The organism is Psychrobacter sp. 1U2 (assembly GCF_051847575.1).
Map to the genome: position 1 here is coordinate 1 of NZ_JBPYDC010000027.1, position 16417 is coordinate 16417.

The 16417-nt window shown below is 45.2% G+C and carries 15 protein-coding genes; 13 read left to right on the forward strand and 2 right to left on the reverse strand.

Going from position 1 to position 16417, the window contains the following annotated elements:
- On the forward strand, nucleotides 1-4521 hold a 4521-nt coding region (locus ACS8FD_RS11300; protein ID WP_439275944.1), incomplete at its 5' end, for a YadA-like family protein.
- 108 nt (nucleotides 4522-4629) lie between these two features.
- Here the strand turns inward: ACS8FD_RS11300 and ACS8FD_RS11305 are convergent.
- On the reverse strand, nucleotides 4630-5880 hold the full coding sequence (locus tag ACS8FD_RS11305) for an amidohydrolase family protein (protein WP_439275945.1): 1251 nt from the start codon (nucleotides 5878-5880) through the stop codon (nucleotides 4630-4632).
- 307 nt (nucleotides 5881-6187) lie between these two features.
- Here ACS8FD_RS11305 and ACS8FD_RS11310 point away from each other — a divergent pair, with 307 nt between their 5' ends.
- The 12 genes from ACS8FD_RS11310 (at nucleotide 6188) to ACS8FD_RS11365 (ending at nucleotide 15914) form a co-directional block, all read left to right on the forward strand.
- Nucleotides 6188-6547 (forward strand): roadblock/LC7 domain-containing protein, encoded by a 360-nt coding sequence (locus ACS8FD_RS11310; protein WP_439275946.1) that lies wholly within the window; start codon nucleotides 6188-6190, stop codon nucleotides 6545-6547.
- Between the two features lie 151 nt (nucleotides 6548-6698).
- Complete coding sequence (locus ACS8FD_RS11315; protein WP_439275947.1) at nucleotides 6699-7469, forward strand: BLUF domain-containing protein; 771 nt, start codon at nucleotides 6699-6701, stop codon at nucleotides 7467-7469.
- Nucleotides 7470-7472: 3 nt separating this feature from the next.
- A complete protein-coding gene (locus ACS8FD_RS11320; protein WP_439275948.1) occupies nucleotides 7473-8006 on the forward strand; it encodes a GTP-binding protein in 534 nt (177 codons plus the stop codon).
- 14 nt (nucleotides 8007-8020) lie between these two features.
- Complete coding sequence (locus ACS8FD_RS11325; protein ID WP_439275949.1) at nucleotides 8021-8419, forward strand: roadblock/LC7 domain-containing protein; 399 nt, start codon at nucleotides 8021-8023, stop codon at nucleotides 8417-8419.
- 306 nt (nucleotides 8420-8725) lie between these two features.
- Nucleotides 8726-9112: a DoxX family protein gene (locus ACS8FD_RS11330; RefSeq protein ID WP_439275950.1), complete on the forward strand. Its 387-nt coding sequence runs from the start codon at nucleotides 8726-8728 to the stop codon at nucleotides 9110-9112.
- 177 nt (nucleotides 9113-9289) lie between these two features.
- Nucleotides 9290-9997, forward strand: coding sequence for a pirin family protein (locus ACS8FD_RS11335; RefSeq protein ID WP_439275951.1), 708 nt, complete (start codon nucleotides 9290-9292; stop codon nucleotides 9995-9997).
- A 120-nt stretch (nucleotides 9998-10117) separates the two neighbouring features.
- Nucleotides 10118-11056 carry a pirin family protein gene (locus ACS8FD_RS11340; protein WP_439275952.1) on the forward strand — a complete coding sequence of 313 codons (939 nt, stop codon included), beginning with the start codon at nucleotides 10118-10120 and terminating at the stop codon, nucleotides 11054-11056.
- 179 nt (nucleotides 11057-11235) lie between these two features.
- On the forward strand, nucleotides 11236-11847 hold the full coding sequence (locus ACS8FD_RS11345; RefSeq protein ID WP_439275953.1) for a nitroreductase family protein: 612 nt from the start codon (nucleotides 11236-11238) through the stop codon (nucleotides 11845-11847).
- Between the two features lie 327 nt (nucleotides 11848-12174).
- Entirely contained in the window at nucleotides 12175-13182 is a 1008-nt protein-coding gene (locus ACS8FD_RS11350; RefSeq protein ID WP_439275954.1) for a DUF1852 domain-containing protein, read from the forward strand.
- A 24-nt stretch (nucleotides 13183-13206) separates the two neighbouring features.
- Nucleotides 13207-14235, forward strand: coding sequence for a methionine synthase (locus ACS8FD_RS11355; RefSeq protein WP_439275955.1), 1029 nt, complete (start codon nucleotides 13207-13209; stop codon nucleotides 14233-14235).
- A 178-nt stretch (nucleotides 14236-14413) separates the two neighbouring features.
- Nucleotides 14414-14941 carry a flavin reductase gene (locus tag ACS8FD_RS11360; RefSeq protein ID WP_439275956.1) on the forward strand — a complete coding sequence of 176 codons (528 nt, stop codon included), beginning with the start codon at nucleotides 14414-14416 and terminating at the stop codon, nucleotides 14939-14941.
- 148 nt (nucleotides 14942-15089) lie between these two features.
- On the forward strand, nucleotides 15090-15914 hold the full coding sequence (locus tag ACS8FD_RS11365; protein WP_439275957.1) for a sulfite exporter TauE/SafE family protein: 825 nt from the start codon (nucleotides 15090-15092) through the stop codon (nucleotides 15912-15914).
- 73 nt (nucleotides 15915-15987) lie between these two features.
- Here ACS8FD_RS11365 and ACS8FD_RS11370 read toward each other — a convergent pair whose 3' ends face one another.
- A complete protein-coding gene (locus tag ACS8FD_RS11370) occupies nucleotides 15988-16320 on the reverse strand; it encodes a YnfA family protein (protein WP_439275958.1) in 333 nt (110 codons plus the stop codon).
- Nucleotides 16321-16417: the final 97 nt, after the last annotated feature.

A 16417-nucleotide genomic window follows, 5' to 3' on the forward strand; every position in this document is an offset into this window, starting at 1 on the left:
CCTAACAATAGATCAAATATTGCCATTGGTGGTAACGGTGATGGCACCGTCAATAGCTTGGGTGCTGGCTCACAAGTCGTTGGACGTGACAACATCGCTCTAGGTACAGAGTCCGCCTCCATCGTCAGAGGCAGGTCAAACATCGGTATTGGTTCTGAAACAGGCAATAACTTAGACGGATCCTTTAACTCAGCCTTAGGGTTTAGAGCAGGAAGTACAGTAGATGGTGATCAAAACGTCGCTATGGGCTTTGAAGCCGGTCAAAAAGTCACTGCCAATAGAACCGTCTCTATCGGTGCACGATCTAAAGCCTCTGCAAATGACGCGATTGCCATAGGAACAAACGCCAAGGCATCAGGCAGCTCTAGTATCAGTATCGGTACAGGCAACACCGTAACTGGCGACAACTCTGGCGCTATTGGTGACCCTTCTACGATTACCGGCACTGGCAGCTACTCTTTAGGTAATAACAATACCATCGGTGCTGATAACGCCTTTGCCATCGGTAATAATGTCAGTATTGCTAGTGGCCTTGATGGCGCGGTTGGTATTGGTAACAACTCGACGGTCAGCGCCTCAACCGTAGCGAGCTTTGTACCTACTGGCGCAACCACCGTAGCAGGAACATCAATCGGTAGCAATGTCGTCAGTGTCGGCAATGCTGGTAATGAGCGACGCTTAACCAATGTTGCAGCAGGTGGTACGGATACTGATGCGGTCAATGTTAGTCAGTTGAGAGCTGTTGATAACCAAGTAACGTCGAATACTAGCGCCATTGGTAACGGCATCAACTTCAACGTCAATAATAAGCTCAAGAAGACCTTCGCTTTAGGCGAAGAGATTAAGTTTAATACCGACCCTAACTTAACAACCACTGCGCTTGGATCGAGTGATGGTATTTCCCTAGGACTTGCTGACACTATCAAAGTTGGTAGCAGCCCAGCTGGCGTCACTATCGATGGCACGGCAGGCACAGTGTCCAACTTATCAAACACGACCTTTGATCCAAACAACTTCACTTCAGGACAAGCGGCGACAGAAGACCAGCTAAGTGCTCTTGGTGGTAGCGTGACGTCTTTAGGCTTTGGTATCAAAGCTGCTGATGGCGCCACTGTGCAGAAAAACCTAGGCGAAGCCGTACAGATTATAGGTGCTAATGACAACATTACGACTCAAGAAAAAGACGGCGCAATTGAAGTGGTATTGAATAAAACCCTTGATCTAGGTAATAACGGTAGCGTGACTACGGGTATTACCACACTCGACGATGATGGTGTCAGAATAATAGGGACCAATAATGACGTGGTACTAACCAGAACCGGTTTGTTCAACGGCGGTAACAAGATTCGCGGTGTGACGGATGGTGACGTTAGTAACAGTAGTAGAGATGCCATCAACGGCAGTCAGCTATTTGACACCAATCAAAACGTTGTTGGTAACACTACGGCACTAGGCGGTAGCTATGATGCAGACACCGACATGTATACCCCGCCAAGCTACCTACTAGATGATGGCACTAATAGTGGAACGAATGCTCCAGTTTACAATGATGTAGGCTCAGCATTGGGTAACCTTGATGGTCGTACTATTAGCAACACCGCTAATATCGCCAAAGGCATCAACTTCAACGTCAATAACACCCTTAAGAAGACCTTCGCTTTAGGCGAGGAGATTAAGTTTAATACCGACCCTAACTTAACAACCACTGCGCTTGGATCGAGTGATGGTATTACCCTAGGACTTGCCAACACCATCAACATAGGTGCGCCAACAGATAACCCTATCGCTATCAATGGTAGTGCAGGCACTATCAGTGGTCTAACCAACCAAAGCTTTGACCCAAGCAGCTTCACCTCAGGACAAGCGGCGACAGAAGACCAGCTAAAATCAGTCAGCGATGTCGCCAATGCAGGTTGGGATATCACCGTTGGACAAAATGGCGGCACCACCACCAATGGTGGTACAGCCAACATCGGACCGGGAGATCGAGTAGCTATTGACTCCGGCAAAAACATCGACTTCCTTGTAGATAACACAGAAGGTGTGCCGACCTTAACGGTCTCCACCAAAGACGAAGTTGAATTCACCCAAGTCACCATTGGCGACACAACAGCAGGCGGCGAAAACACCGTTATCACCAGCAGCGCTAACGGCCTTGATATCGGCGGCGACAAGCTTACAAACGTAGGCATTGGCGCTATTGGAGCAAGCTCAACCGATGCCATCAACGGCAGTCAGCTATTTGACACCAACCAAAACGTTGCTGGTAACACTGCTGTACTAGGCGGCAGCTATGATCCAAACACCGATATGTATACCCCGCCAAGCTACCTACTAGACGATGGCACTAATAGTGGAACGAATGCTAGCCCTTACAATGATGTAGGCTCAGCATTGGGTAACCTTGATGGTCGTACTATTAGCAACACCGCTAATATCGCCAAGGGTATCAACTTCAACGTCAATAACACCCTTAAGAAGACCTTCGCTTTAGGCGAGGAGATTAAGTTTAATACCGATCCTAACTTAACAACCACTGCGCTTGGATCGAGTGATGGTATTACCCTAGGACTTGCTGACACTATCAAAGTTGGTAGCAGCCCAGCTGGCGTCACTATTGATGGCACGGCAGGTACGGTGTCTAACTTATCTAATACTACGTTTGATGCGAGTGCTACTTATACTGGTGGCGTGGCAGCCACTCAAGAGCAGTTAAGTGCTCTTAGTGGTAGCGTGACGTCTTTAGGCTTTGGTATCAAAGCTGCCGATGGCGCCACTGTGAAGAAAAGTCTAGGTGAAGCCATAGATATTGTGGGTGCTGATGACAACATTACGACTCAAGAAAAAGACGGCGCAATTGAAGTGGTATTGAATAAAACCCTTGATCTAGGTAATAACGGTAGCGTGACTACTGGCAATACTCTGCTTAATGATAGCGGTGTTACGCTTAAGGGTGGTAGCAACCAAATCGTCAGACTGACCAATAACGGTCTAGATAATGGTAATAATAAAATCAGCAATGTTGCTGCAGGCGATATCACAGCGGGTAGTACAGAAGCGGTCAACGGCGGTCAGTTCCATAACGCTGCTAATGCTCTGACGAGCGTCATGGGTGGTCATACGGTCAATAACGGTGGCATCATTACTACCTCCAACATCGGTGATACTGGCAAAGACAATATCCATGATGCTATCAAGTCCGTGAATACCGCCGCTGTCCAAGCCAAAACAACCGTAGAGCAAGGTAAGAATATTACTGTCACTCAAGGTACAAACTTAGACGGCTCTACTAAGTACACCGTCGCTACAGCTGATACCCTCGACGTGACTAGCGTTAAAGCCGGCGATACTCTGCTGAACACAAGCGGTGTCAGCGTTGATGACGGCAAAGGTAATAGTGCAGCACTCAGCGCAGCAGGTAGTACAGTAACTAATGCCGCGGGCAGTACCTCTTATGGTGCTGGTGGTCTCACTGCTAGTGATAACGCCGGCAATAGTACCGTGGTTAACCAATACGGCTTAAGCTTTACCGGCAGCGACGGGACAACAGGGCCTAGCGTGACGGCGAGCGGTATCGATGCCGGCAGCACCCAAATCACCAACGTAGCAAGTGGTGGGGAGGTCGGCACTAATGCAGCTAACATCAACGATGTAAGAACCGCCGTCGCTAGCTCTAAGCCAGTGATGGTTAACGGTACCAATGTCGGACCAATAGTGAGAACATTAAGCGCTGATGGCAAAGATACTTACATCATCAATGCTGATGGGACTACTGCCTCGGCAGGATCTGCTGCGATGACCGTAACTAAAGGTCTCAAGGAAGATAATAATCTCACCGACTATGCCGTTGATCTTAGTGATATTACCAAAGTAAGCTTAGTCAGAGCGGATAGTGCTATGCAGTCCCTTGTCACTCAAATCGATGGCAACGATGTTAAAGCAGTCAATCAAAGCAGTAATACAGCTAACTTTGTGACGGGAGACAATATCGTCTTGAGTGATGATAATGGCAGTATTAAAGTCGCCACTTCTGACAACCTAAACGTCACTAGTGTCACGGCTAATACCATCACTACAGGCAATACGACAGTTAATAATAACGGCTTGTCCATTATTAACGGACCTAGTATTACTGCTGAACAGGGTATTAATGCTGGTGGTCAAACGGTCACTGGTGTCGCAGATGGTATAGCGCCCAAAGATGCGGTCAACGTCAGTCAGCTCAGAGCCGTTGAGAGTAACTTTGGCAGTGCGTTTAATGAGCTAGGCTATAGAATCGATGATGTCGAAAAAGAATCTAGAGCTGGTATAGCGGCGACTTTAGCATTAGAGTCAGCGCCTTACGTACCGGGTAAATTCACTTATGCGGTAGGAGCTGGCTTCCATCGAGGAGAAAATGCGGTCGGTGCCTCGTTACGTCACACTGCGGTTAGTGGCAGATGGAGCTTGACCGGCGGTGTCGCCGCAGACTCCGAGGGCGGTGCTAGTGTCCGTGTTGGTGTCAGTGGCGTTATCAACTAGGGTGTTAATTGAGTTACCAACTCAGACATTAACTCTAGCAGTAGGATAAAAGTAAGAGAGGCGATCTAGATCGCCTCTCTTGTTGTGTAGAGTTGCCATATAGCAGCTTTAATAATAAATCTCAGCCGCTGCATTGTTAAAGGTTTGCTTACCGTTTTTGAATCCAGCCAGCGCTTGCGCATTCGTGCGAATCGCCTCAGTGGCGGTTTTGGCTTCTAGTACCACTAATGTGGCAGCTGCGCCTATCTCAACTTCACTATCTAGCGCCAGTATTTTGGCCGCGTTTTTGGTAATCATAGCAAAGACATCTGTGATCTCATCATCTTTTGCTAACTGGGCAATATTGGCGTACATATTGGCCATTCTCACTAAGGACGCATCCCCATAAGGCGTAAAAGCGTTTAAAATATTGTTACTAGATAGCGTAGTATTGACGCCTAATGCTGCAAACTGATTGGCGTTAACCATCCCTCTAGGAATCAGCGCCTCATAATCACGACCATTCAAAAATATATCAGTGGCTGGTAGCACGATCAAAGAGATGTCTGCCAGTTTTAGTAGCCCTGCCATTTCTCCGCGCTGCATTTTATCCATAGCGGCAAGCTTAGTCACATGACCGATAGACACGCGACCTTGATAACCACGATTGATGGTTTCTTCTACCACTTTGGGAATACTGGAGCCTTCAGGATCGAGATCAAAATCTAAATGAAAGTCGACATTGACACCGAATTGCTCAGCTAAATCAAATATCATCTCGATATGCTGATGCGGATTATCATCTTTATACGGACAGCCGCCTATCAGATCAGCACCTTGAGATAGCGCCTGCAGCAACAGCTCATAGGTTTTAGGTTTATTAGTGAGACCGGATTGCGCAAAGGCGCAAATCTCTATATCAATGGCAAAAGCGTAGGTATCTCGCACGCGCTTTATCGCCTCAAAGCTACGCATCTCGGTCTTTTCATCGGTCTCGACGAAGCTGCGCAGACCGACGGTGCCTTTTTTGATTGCCATCTCAATCACTCTTGAAGCACGTTCAAACACGTCCGCTTCAGTGAACGCTTCTTTCGCTTTTCCCGTCTCTTCTATTGCTTCTTCTAAATCGCCTTGCTCTATAGTACAGCGATCCAAAATACAGGCTTTATCTAGATGAATATGACTTTCATGAAAGCCGCCACAGACAAAATTGCCTTGAGCATCGTAAATAGCGGCTACCGAATTTTCCTGACTATTTTGACGATTAGGGTTATCGCCAGTTATCTCCTCAATACTAGCGATATGCTGGTCTTTTATAGTGATATTGACAAGCGGTTTATGAGTCGCTAATCGGGCGTTTTTTATGATTAAGTCCGTCATTATGAGTTATTCCATGGATTGAGATTTGAATATAGAAGAGTTTTTTATCTAAACGGTGGCTATCTAGCGATGACTGGTTAGTAGTGGGCATGCTATCAGCACATTTTGTCCTTATAATAGCAGGCGCTAAAGTTATCATGTAAATAACCTAATGAGTAAATCATGATAGTTTAGATTAACTAATCAGAGTCTGGAACTATTATTAACGAACAATAGTAAATCTAGACAAAATACGGCGCAAACGATCACTTTATTTTTCAATATAAAGCATATGTGCTTCACAAGTCGAAAAAATTAGGAAAAGAAAATGTCAAATATCGATCAGTCTTTACAAGAGTTAATGCAAGTTGATGGCGCTATGGGAACCTGTATTGTCGACTATATGTCCGGCATGGTACTAGGCATGGCTGGTGGTGGTGTTGATTTAGAGCTCGCTGCTGCGGGTAACTCACAAGTGGTCAAAGCCAAAATGGCGACGATGGAATCACTGGATATTAAAGGTGATATCGATGATATTTTGATTACTCTAGAATCACAGATCCATATCATTCGCCCATCAGCGCATAACGAAGGTTTGTTTTTGTACTTAGTGCTTGATAAAGCCAAATCAAACTTAGCTTTGGCGCGCCGTAAAGTACAAGGCATCGAAGCTAAGCTTGAAGTATAAACTTGAAGCATAAACTTGAAGCATAAATAAGCTAGAAACACGCTTATTATTATTGAGTCATTGCTTGTTGCTTATATTCTAAAGAGCGATGACTTGATACTTACCCCTTAATCATCAGTAGCTAGCGATATAATTGAATGAGCTACTTTATATGCCTTATTTAAGTGAGGGCAACATGAAATGTATCGCGTATGTCAGTAGAACGACCGCTAACGAGCGCGGTATCACTCTGCCTGCGGGTTTGTCAAATATCGTACAGATGTCTCGCAAACGCAATCCAGCCGCGCAAATCACGGGCATATTATCGTATCGTCAAGGCCAATATGTGCAAGTGTTGGAAGGTCCTGATCTTGAAGTAGATAATCTGATGGCAAAGGTAACGGCTGATCCTAGGCATAAAGATTTATGGGTGTTTATCAGCGAACGAGTGATCGAGCGTAGCTTCGATAGTTGGGGAGTCAGCATTTTTGATTTTATCGATCAAGGCCCTATCTTTAAAACATTTATTGAACATCATCAACAGACGCTGAATGCTTTTACGAATGAGCAAAAAAAACGTCTGCAAGCTTTTATTCATTTAGATAATACCAATACTGTAACGGCTCATCATTACGATGGTAAATACTTAAGGCTGCTGGCGTGGCCGGATCTGAATCGTACCAGTCAGCCACAGCTGATTATGAGTCTCTGCGTCAAATTGACCAAAAAGCCTTATGCTTTTGACAGCTTAGTCGCTAGTGAGGAGTTTGGGACTTACCAGCAGGTCACTGATATCATCAAAGATTTTGAGTCGTTAGGCATACTAACCGTGAGCGAGCCTGCGCTTAATGCTATACCGGAGCCAACGAAGCCACAAGACATACCAACTAAAAAACCTAGTAAGTTTTATGGTGCGATTAAAAGATTTTTGGGAATGGGGTAAACAGTGGACTATCAGAAACTAGCGATAATCGGTGAAGTGGGTGCCGGAAAAACCCAGATGGTCAAAACTCTAAGCGAGATAAGCCCTCTTGAGACTGAAGCTAAGTCCAGCATAGATATAGGTAAAGAGTATACGACCGTCGGTATCGATTATGGACGTATCACCTTAGCAGAGGATATGGCATTAGGGATTTATGGAGTGCCAGGCCAAGAGCGTTATTCCTTTTTATGGGAGTTTGTCAATCGCTCCTTGTGGGGGCTACTCATCTTGATTAAGTATGGGGAAACGCCTGATTATAATAATTTAGACAAACTGCTTACTTTTTTTGCACCAGAAAAAAACCAGACCACTTGTATTATAGGGGTCACTCATTGTGAAAATGCTGAGGCGACGAGTGTAGCCGCACTAGGACAAGAAGTTAGAGCAGTGCTCATGCATCATAACGTAGTCGCGCCTATTATCAATGCCGACCCTAGAAGCCGAGAGTCCGCTATTGGTCTGTTGCAACTCTTTAATACTCTCAATAATGAAAACTAATGTTAGATACGATTATGGCAAATGAAAATTCCCAAGCAAAAGTAGTGCTTTCACGTTGCATCAAAGAGCTTTGTGAAGCCAATAGAGAGATTGCGCTCGTGACCTTATGTACCACTGACGGCTTTCCTATTAGCTGTTTTTCTGTCAATGAGCTGAGCAATCAAGCGGATAAGTTTGCGGCGATGAGCAGCACGCTTTCGGCGCTCAGTGATTCGTCCGCTAGTCAAATGAAACAAGGCCAGTGCGATATCACTATTGTAGAAGCGAGCACGGGAAATATGCTGTTTGTGAAAACTGACTATCTGAGTAAGCCTTGCGTATTAACTGTGGTTGCCCAAAACAAGATGACGTTAGCTGAAGCAAGATATAAGACCAAAAGGCTCGCTAGTGAAATAGCATCTATTAGCGAATAAAGCGAGCTAAGACCGCCTCTAAGCCAACAAAAAGCGCTGACTGAATAGGATACTCAGTCAGCGCTTTTTGTTGGCTGGTATAAGTTAAGTGCTATAAGTTAAGTGCTATAAGTTAAGTGCTATAAGTTAAGTGCTATAAGTTAGGTGCTATAAGTTAGGTGCTATACTCGGTAGACAGAAATATTATAAAAGTCATAACCGATATTAAAGAGGATAGGAGCATCGTATTCTGATATCAGGCGGCTTATGTAAGGTGTATTATAAATCACGGTATAAAATTAATAACAAAATAAAGGAAAAGCTATCATGGAAAGATTTCAAGATATTAGTATGTTATTAGGTCGGGTGTTCTTATCGCTGATCTTCATCGTATCAGGATTTAATAAGATTACGGACTATGCTGGAACGCAAGGGTATATGGAGTCTATGGGAGTGCCAGCCTTGATGCTACCGTTGGTCATTATACTTGAGTTGTTTGGGGGCATTGCTATTCTCATTGGCTTTAAGACTCGAATTGTCGCTATCTTATTTATAGGGTTCAATGTGATATCCGCGCTCTTGTTCCATAGCGATTTTGGCGATCAGACGCAGATGACCATGTTTGTGAAAAATATCGCTATCGCTGGTGGGTTTTTAATGTTATTTGCCCATGGAGCCGGCGCTTACTCGGTCGATAATCATAAATACTATTAGTATGAACAGTAGCATAAACAGTCAAAAAGTTCTTAATAACGCGTTATCCTAATAAAAACTATCTATTGTTCTCATTATAAGAATAGTTATTTGTCGTTAGCGATGTTTATCTGTATATGGTTAACAATTATAATAGACCCATAGCTTAAACAAGCCAAACAACTATAAGGATAAATTATGAAAACGATCTATCATGCAGCAAACTCTCGCGGTAATGCCGATCATGGCTGGCTCAAAAGCCGTCATACCTTTAGCTTTGCCAATTATCACAATCCTGAACGTATGGGCTTTGGCGCGCTACGCGTCATCAACGACGACTTTGTGATTGGTGGTCAAGGTTTTGGCAAGCACTCGCATCGCGATATGGAAATTATCAGTATTCCATTATCAGGCAAGCTCGGTCATGGTGATAATATCGGTAATGAAGGTATCATCGAGACCGGCGAGATCCAAGTGATGTCAGCGGGTACCGGTATCACGCATAGCGAGATGAATGGCGATGCCAATGATCCTGTGAAGTTTTTGCAGATTTGGGTGATCCCAAACAAAGGCGGGGTTGAGCCGCGCTATCAGCAGCTGCGCATGGATGAGAATATGCAGCACAATGCGTTCAAGCAAGTGCTGTCACCGAATGCTGACGATGCTGGCGTGTGGATTCATCAAAACGCTTGGTTTCACATGGGCCGCTTCGATAAAGGCGTGACCGAAACTTATGAGCTAAAAGATGCCAATAACGGTGTTTATGTATTGGTACTAGAAGGTCAAGTAACCATCAACGGTAACACTTTAGATACTCGTGATGGACTTGGTATTTGGGATACTAAGAGCTTTACGATGGATGCCAATGAAGACGCTCGCGTACTGCTTATGGAAGTGCCAATGTAGCTGCCAAGATAAGTGCCCGTGTAGTAGTATGTAGCGGTGCAGCGTACTTCTGCGGTAGCTAAGACCACATCTATAGCTATTTTAGCGTCATAATCAATAACGAATAATAAGAGGTGTACGATGAGTATTCAAACCCTAGAGCCAAGACTAGCAGACGTCGGCGGTATTCCTATCGCTCGATTATTGCCTAATACCGGCAAAAAACCTATCGGTGCTTGGTGCTTTTTGGATCACGCTGGTCCGGCTGACTTCGGTCCCGATGATAGCGGTATGCAAGTCGGTCGCCATCCGCATACCAATCTGCAAACCTTTAGCTGGATGCTCAATGGTGAGGTGCTACACAAAGACAGCTTAGGTAACGAGCAAGTCATCACCAAAAACCAAGTCAACGTGATGACTGCAGGCACAGGCCTAAATCAAGGCATTAGTCATACTGAACAAAGCGTATTCCCCGATACAGGCGGCTCACCGGATGCAGCGCGCGCGCTAAGCATGGTACAGCTATGGATCGCTCTGCCTACCGATCAAGAAATTGAGCGCGGTTTTCATCATTATCCTAAGCTGCCAACTTGGACAGAGGGTAATGCCGAGATGATTCTGACGACCGGTAGCTACACCACAGCGGCAGGCGATCATCATAAAGCGCCCACCATTCAGTACTCAAAAATGGTCGGTATCGACGTCTATTGGCTTGAGGATGGTGAAGTGACGCTAACGCTAGAGCCGGGGTTTGAGTACGGTATCTTAGTGAGCGAGGGTGAAATTGAGTCTGAAGGCAATGTCTGCAAACAAGATCAATTGTTTCGCTTTCACGATAGCGATGTCGCGAATAACAGCAGCATCAAATTAGTCGCCAAAAAAGGTACTCGTGTGATGTTCATCGGCGGCGAACCGCTCAATAACCAAGTGCTCCTATGGTGGAACTTCGTTGCCGACAATAAAGAAGAGATCGAGCAATCTATCCTCGATTGGAACAACGGTCATGAGCGCTTTGGCAATGTTGACTCAGACATGAAACGTCTGCCTGCCCCTGAATTACCAGAAGGCTTTAAAGGCTAAAAAGACAGAATAAAGAAACCCTAGTAATTACAATTTGTTAAATTAACTTCTAAATTGTGAGCTATTGGTTAGTTCAATTACAAAAAGGGAATAGGGGTTGATTCCGATTTTCTTTACAATACCTTTATTAAATCAAGTCTAATACTTCACTTTTAATCACATTCCTATTGGAGAAAATTATGTCAAATCTAAAAGATCTACAGCAATTAGCCGAAAAACGCCGTTCTATTTATGCGCTAAGCGATCAGCTACCAGTATCTAACGAAGAAGTCGTCAAGCTAGTTGAGCATGCGGTATTGCACACGCCGTCAGCATTTAACTCACAGTCCGCGCGTCTAGTCGTCTTATTTGGCGAAGACCACAACAAACTGTGGGATATCACAGAAGAGACGCTGAAAGTTATCGTTGGTGATAATGAGCAGTTTCAGGCCACTAAAGACAAAATCGCCGGCTTTAGAGCGGGTGCGGGTACGGTGCTATTCTTCGAAGATAAAGGAGTGGTCAGAGGTATGCAAGAAGCCGCGCCACTATATGCTGATAAGTTCCCAATTTGGGCGCATCAAACCAGCGCTATGCATCAGTATGTGATCTGGACGGCGCTTGCTAGCCTAGATATCGGTGCCAACTTACAACATTATAATCCAGTCATCGATCAAAGAGTCGCTGAAGAATGGGATATCGCTGAAGATTGGGAATTAAACGCGCAAATGGTGTTCGGCAGCATCGAGCAGCCTGCAGGCGACAAAGAGTTCAAACCCGTTGAAGAGCGTATGAAAGTATTTGGCGCATAATTTTAGAGTGGTTTCATAGCTGAAAATTACCAATATCTAGTATTTAAACCCCGCTACTGTTGCTTACAGTAGCGGGGTTTTTGTGTAGGGCTATTTTATTTGTCACAATAAATTCTTGTAGACACATTAGCTTAATAACGGCTTCTCTAAGCTTTGACATAAATTTCTACCTTATTATCTATATTGTAACTTTAGGCTCCTTACCTGAATAATATTCATCTTATCTTAAAATAGTATCGTTTTTATTCATGTAATGCTTTGGGTATGATGACTTCATACAAAAATTTGATATTGTCTTATTTAATAAGATTAGATTAGGAGGTCATCATGAGTAACCCATTTACCTATTCCATATCCAGCATTCGCTTCGATGAAAACTATCAGCCAGCAGACAGTACGCGTCTGACGACAAATTTTGCTAATTTAGCACGTGGTGAGAATCGTCAAGAGAACCTGCGCAAAACCTTAACGATGATCAATAATCGCTTTAATGATCTAGCGCATTGGGACAACCCAACGGCCGATCGTTATTCTGTGGAAGTTGATATCATCTCCGCTGATTTAGATATCGAAGGCAATGGCGATACATTCCCCGTTATTGAAACCTTAAAAATCACTATTGTCGATCATAAGACGAATGAGCGCATCGACGGGATGATCGGTAATAGCTTTTCCTCTTATGTGCGCGATTACGACTTTAGCATCGTGTTACCAGAGCATTTTGATAGCCACCCAACCTTGCCGCCACCGACGGAGTTTGGCGTGCTGCATGGCAAGCTATTTCAGCATTTACTGCGCTCAGAGGCGTACCTTGAGCAGTTTGAGAAGCAGCCGGTGATCTGCTTGAGCGTGTCGAGCACCAAGACCTATCAGCGCACGGGTAATCAGCATCCTGTTTTGGGGGTGGAATATAGACAAGACGAGTATTCATTGACTGATGATTATTTTCATAAAATGGGCTTAACTGTGCGCTACTTTATGCCTGCAGGTAGTGTGGCGCCGCTAGCGTTTTATTTTGCCGGTGACTTATTAAGCGACTACAGCGATCTTGAGTTAATCAGTGCGATTGCGACTATGGAGACTTTTCAGAAGATCTACCGCCCTGAGATTTATAATGCCAACTCAACCGCAGCTCAGGTGTATCAGCCGAGCTTAAAATATCAGGATTACTCAAAGACGCAGATTGTTTATGATCGCGAAGAGCGCAGTAAGATGGCAGTGACGCAAGGCAAGTTTACCCAAGATGAGTTTATCCAGCCCTACCAAGATATCCTTGCAGAATGGGCGGCCAATTATATTGTAGAAGAAAGCGCGGCGCAAAAACACGCTGCCTAACCGAATATAGACAGGATGATCAGCATGACACTATTATTACCAACCTCAACTGCAGGCAGCTTACCCAAACCGTCTTGGCTGGCAGAACCTGAGAAGATTTGGTCACCTTGGGCGCTACAAGGTGATGAGCTGGTAGAGGCAAAACAAGATGCGCTACGTCTGACCTTACAAGAGCAAAACCATGCTGGCATCGACATCGTCAGCGATGGCGAGCAGACTCGTCAGCACTTTGTCACTACTTTCATCGAGTATTTAGATGGCGTCGATTTTGAAAACCGTAAAACCGTTAAAATCCGTGATCGCTATGAGGCCAGTGTGCCGTCCGTAGTGGGAGCGGTGAGCCGTCAAAAACCGGTTTTTGTAGACGATGCTAAGTTTCTGCGAGCGCAAACCGATCAGCCGATTAAATGGGCGCTGCCCGGTCCGATGACGATGATAGATACGCTATACGATGGACATTATAAAAGCCGTGAAAAACTGGCGTGGGAGTTTGCCAAAATTCTGAATGAGGAAGCGCGCGAATTAGAAGCAGCGGGCGTGGATATTATCCAATTCGACGAGCCAGCGTTTAACGTATTCTTCGATGATGTGAATGATTGGGGCATCGCGACATTGGAGCGTGCTATCGAAGGACTCAAATGTGAGACAGCGGTACATATCTGCTACGGTTATGGCATCAAAGCCAATAACGACTGGAAAAAAACCTTAGGCTCAGAGTGGCGTCAATATGAGCAAGCGTTCCCAAAGCTCCAGCAGTCTGCCATTGATATCGTTTCGCTTGAGTGTCAAAACTCGCACGTGCCGATGGATTTGATTGAGCTTATTCGTGGTAAAAAAGTGATGGTCGGCGCTATCGATGTCGCTACCAATGAGATTGAAACTCCGGAACAAGTCGCGGACACCTTACGTAAAGCGCTACAATTCGTCGATGCCGATAAGCTCTATCCGTCGACTAATTGTGGTATGGCGCCGTTGTCTCGTGAGGTGGCGCGCGGCAAGCTAAGTGCGTTGAGTGCTGGTGCGGCAATTGTGCGTCAAGAGCTGACGGCTTAGCATTTCTTAACAAGTTGTGTCTTGTTTAAGCGCATGAGCAACCTCAGTTATAAAGGTACTACATATAGGCTGGGCTTTTAACTTAAGTGATGAGTATTGAAGTCCAGTCGTTGAGGACGTTCGATTTAAAGAACCTTCCTTACAGTACAACTTTTTAATGTTTTTCAGGATTGCAGCAATGATTAAAGATAGGATTGAAGCCACTGATTTTAGAGATGCCATGGCGCTATTACCCACGGCGGTCAGTGTAATTACCACAAACGGCCTATCTGGCACTCATGGATTTACCGCCTCGGCGGTATGTAGCGTCACCGATAGCCCGCCGACACTGCTGGTTTGTATGAATCAGTCAGCGCGCTCACACGGGCATTTTGTGGATAATAAGGTCTTGAGCGTCAACGTACTCGGCGCCCAGCATGAACCCATATCCAATGCCTTTGCTTCCAAATTAAGCTCGGATGAGCGCTTCGAGCAGGGGTCCTGGACTAAGCTTGTGACAGGTGCGCCTATTTTAGAAGACGCGCTGGTGAGCTTTGATTGTGAGATTGAGCACATTCAAGAAGTCGGTACGCATAGTGTGCTTATGTGCCGAGTGGTCGCCATTAAACCTTCAGAATCGCAAGGTAGCATTGATAGCGGCCTTGATGAAAGCTTGGTGTATTTTAACCGCGCTTATCATTACGTCGGTCAAGTAGAACCCATCTAAAGAATAAAGCTCTCTCAGACTCTTATTATCTCCTAGCTTATAGCTGCGCACGAATTATTTTTGAAAGGGCATTTGCGTATACGATGATCCTGACTGGCTCCTAATAATTACTCCATTAATCACCATTCAACTAAGAAGACGCTATCCCGTGGAACTACTCATTTTTTTAATTATAGGTGCGCTAGCAGGATTCGCCGCCGGACTGTTTGGCGTGGGCGGTGGCACTATCATTGTACCGCTGTTATTTATTGTTTTTACCCAAATGGGCTACGATGCCGATACGATCATGCATCTGGCTTTGGGGACATCGCTTGCAACCATCATCGTCACCTCGATCAGCTCATTAATGGCGCACAATAAAAAGGGCGGTGTCATGTGGCCGGTCTTTAAAAACCTAGCCCCCGGTTTGGCACTAGGGTGTTTTTTGGGCGCAGGGATAGCAGGGCAAATATCAGGGCTATATCTGCAGCTCATCGTCGGGGTGTTTTTGCTGTGGGTCGCTTATAGAATGTTTAGCGCTGGCAAAAGCCAGCCAGCCAGCAGTAGCCATAGTGTCAGCGATGCAGATACAGTACTACCGTCAAAACATAATCAATTGGCAGCAGGAGGGGTGATTGGTGTGGCATCGGCAATCTTTGGTATTGGCGGCGGCAGCTTAACGGTGCCTTATCTCACTCGTTATAATGTGGTGATGCAAAAAGCGGTGGGCACGTCGGCGGCGTGTGGTTTACCCATTGCCATTGCTGGGGCGTTAGGCTTTATATTCTTTGGTATGCAGCAGCAAGTTGATGTACCCAACACCATTGGCTTTGTACATATTTATGCTTTTTTGGGCATTGCCAGTATGAGCTTTTTTACTGCTAAAGTTGGCGCAAAAGTGGCGCACATGCTTTCACCGCCACTGTTAAAGAAGTGCTTTTCGGTATTGTTGTTCGTAGTAGGGATTTATTTTCTTTATAAGGGTTTGGTTTGAGGGCAGCTCAGGCGTAACTGATGGTGCTAACTGGCTTAAAAGTTTTATAGAAGAGATTCCATTGAGCTATAGACTAGGTACTTCGCGGTGCAAACATAATAATAGCCATGCCTAGCAGTGCCACTGATGTACCTAATATGTCCCATGTCGTTGGTCGAATACCATCGACAGCCCACAACCATAGAATTGCCATCGTTACATACACACCACCGTAGGCGGCATAAACTCTGCCAACGGCGGTTGGATGTAAAGTCAGTAGCCATACAAAAGCAGCCAAACTAAGCGCACTAGGGACAAGCAGCCATATTGACTTGCCCTCTCTCAGCCATAAGTATGGCAAATAGCAGCCTATAATCTCTGCTAATGCAGTAATGACAAAAAGCCCAACTGTTTTTAATTCAGACAAAAAACTTACCCCTTTAGTCATTCATAATGTGGCGCTAGAGTGTATCGTCCCACTGTAAAAAAACATCTTCAAAAACTACACCGCTATGTACACTGAG

Excerpts from the sequence above, each read along its gene's own strand:
- ACS8FD_RS11305 (WP_439275945.1), bottom strand. The coding sequence starts at position 5,880 with ATGACGGACTTAATCATAAAAAACGCCCGATTAGCGACTCATAAACCG.
- ACS8FD_RS11310 (WP_439275946.1), top strand. The coding sequence starts at position 6,188 with ATGTCAAATATCGATCAGTCTTTACAAGAGTTAATGCAAGTTGATGGC.
- ACS8FD_RS11315 (WP_439275947.1), top strand. The coding sequence starts at position 6,699 with ATGCCTTATTTAAGTGAGGGCAACATGAAATGTATCGCGTATGTCAGT.
- ACS8FD_RS11325 (WP_439275949.1), top strand. The coding sequence starts at position 8,021 with ATGGCAAATGAAAATTCCCAAGCAAAAGTAGTGCTTTCACGTTGCATC.
- ACS8FD_RS11330 (WP_439275950.1), top strand. The coding sequence starts at position 8,726 with ATGGAAAGATTTCAAGATATTAGTATGTTATTAGGTCGGGTGTTCTTA.
- ACS8FD_RS11335 (WP_439275951.1), top strand. The coding sequence starts at position 9,290 with ATGAAAACGATCTATCATGCAGCAAACTCTCGCGGTAATGCCGATCAT.
- ACS8FD_RS11340 (WP_439275952.1), top strand. The coding sequence starts at position 10,118 with ATGAGTATTCAAACCCTAGAGCCAAGACTAGCAGACGTCGGCGGTATT.
- ACS8FD_RS11345 (WP_439275953.1), top strand. The coding sequence starts at position 11,236 with ATGTCAAATCTAAAAGATCTACAGCAATTAGCCGAAAAACGCCGTTCT.
- ACS8FD_RS11350 (WP_439275954.1), top strand. The coding sequence starts at position 12,175 with ATGAGTAACCCATTTACCTATTCCATATCCAGCATTCGCTTCGATGAA.
- ACS8FD_RS11355 (WP_439275955.1), top strand. The coding sequence starts at position 13,207 with ATGACACTATTATTACCAACCTCAACTGCAGGCAGCTTACCCAAACCG.
- ACS8FD_RS11360 (WP_439275956.1), top strand. The coding sequence starts at position 14,414 with ATGATTAAAGATAGGATTGAAGCCACTGATTTTAGAGATGCCATGGCG.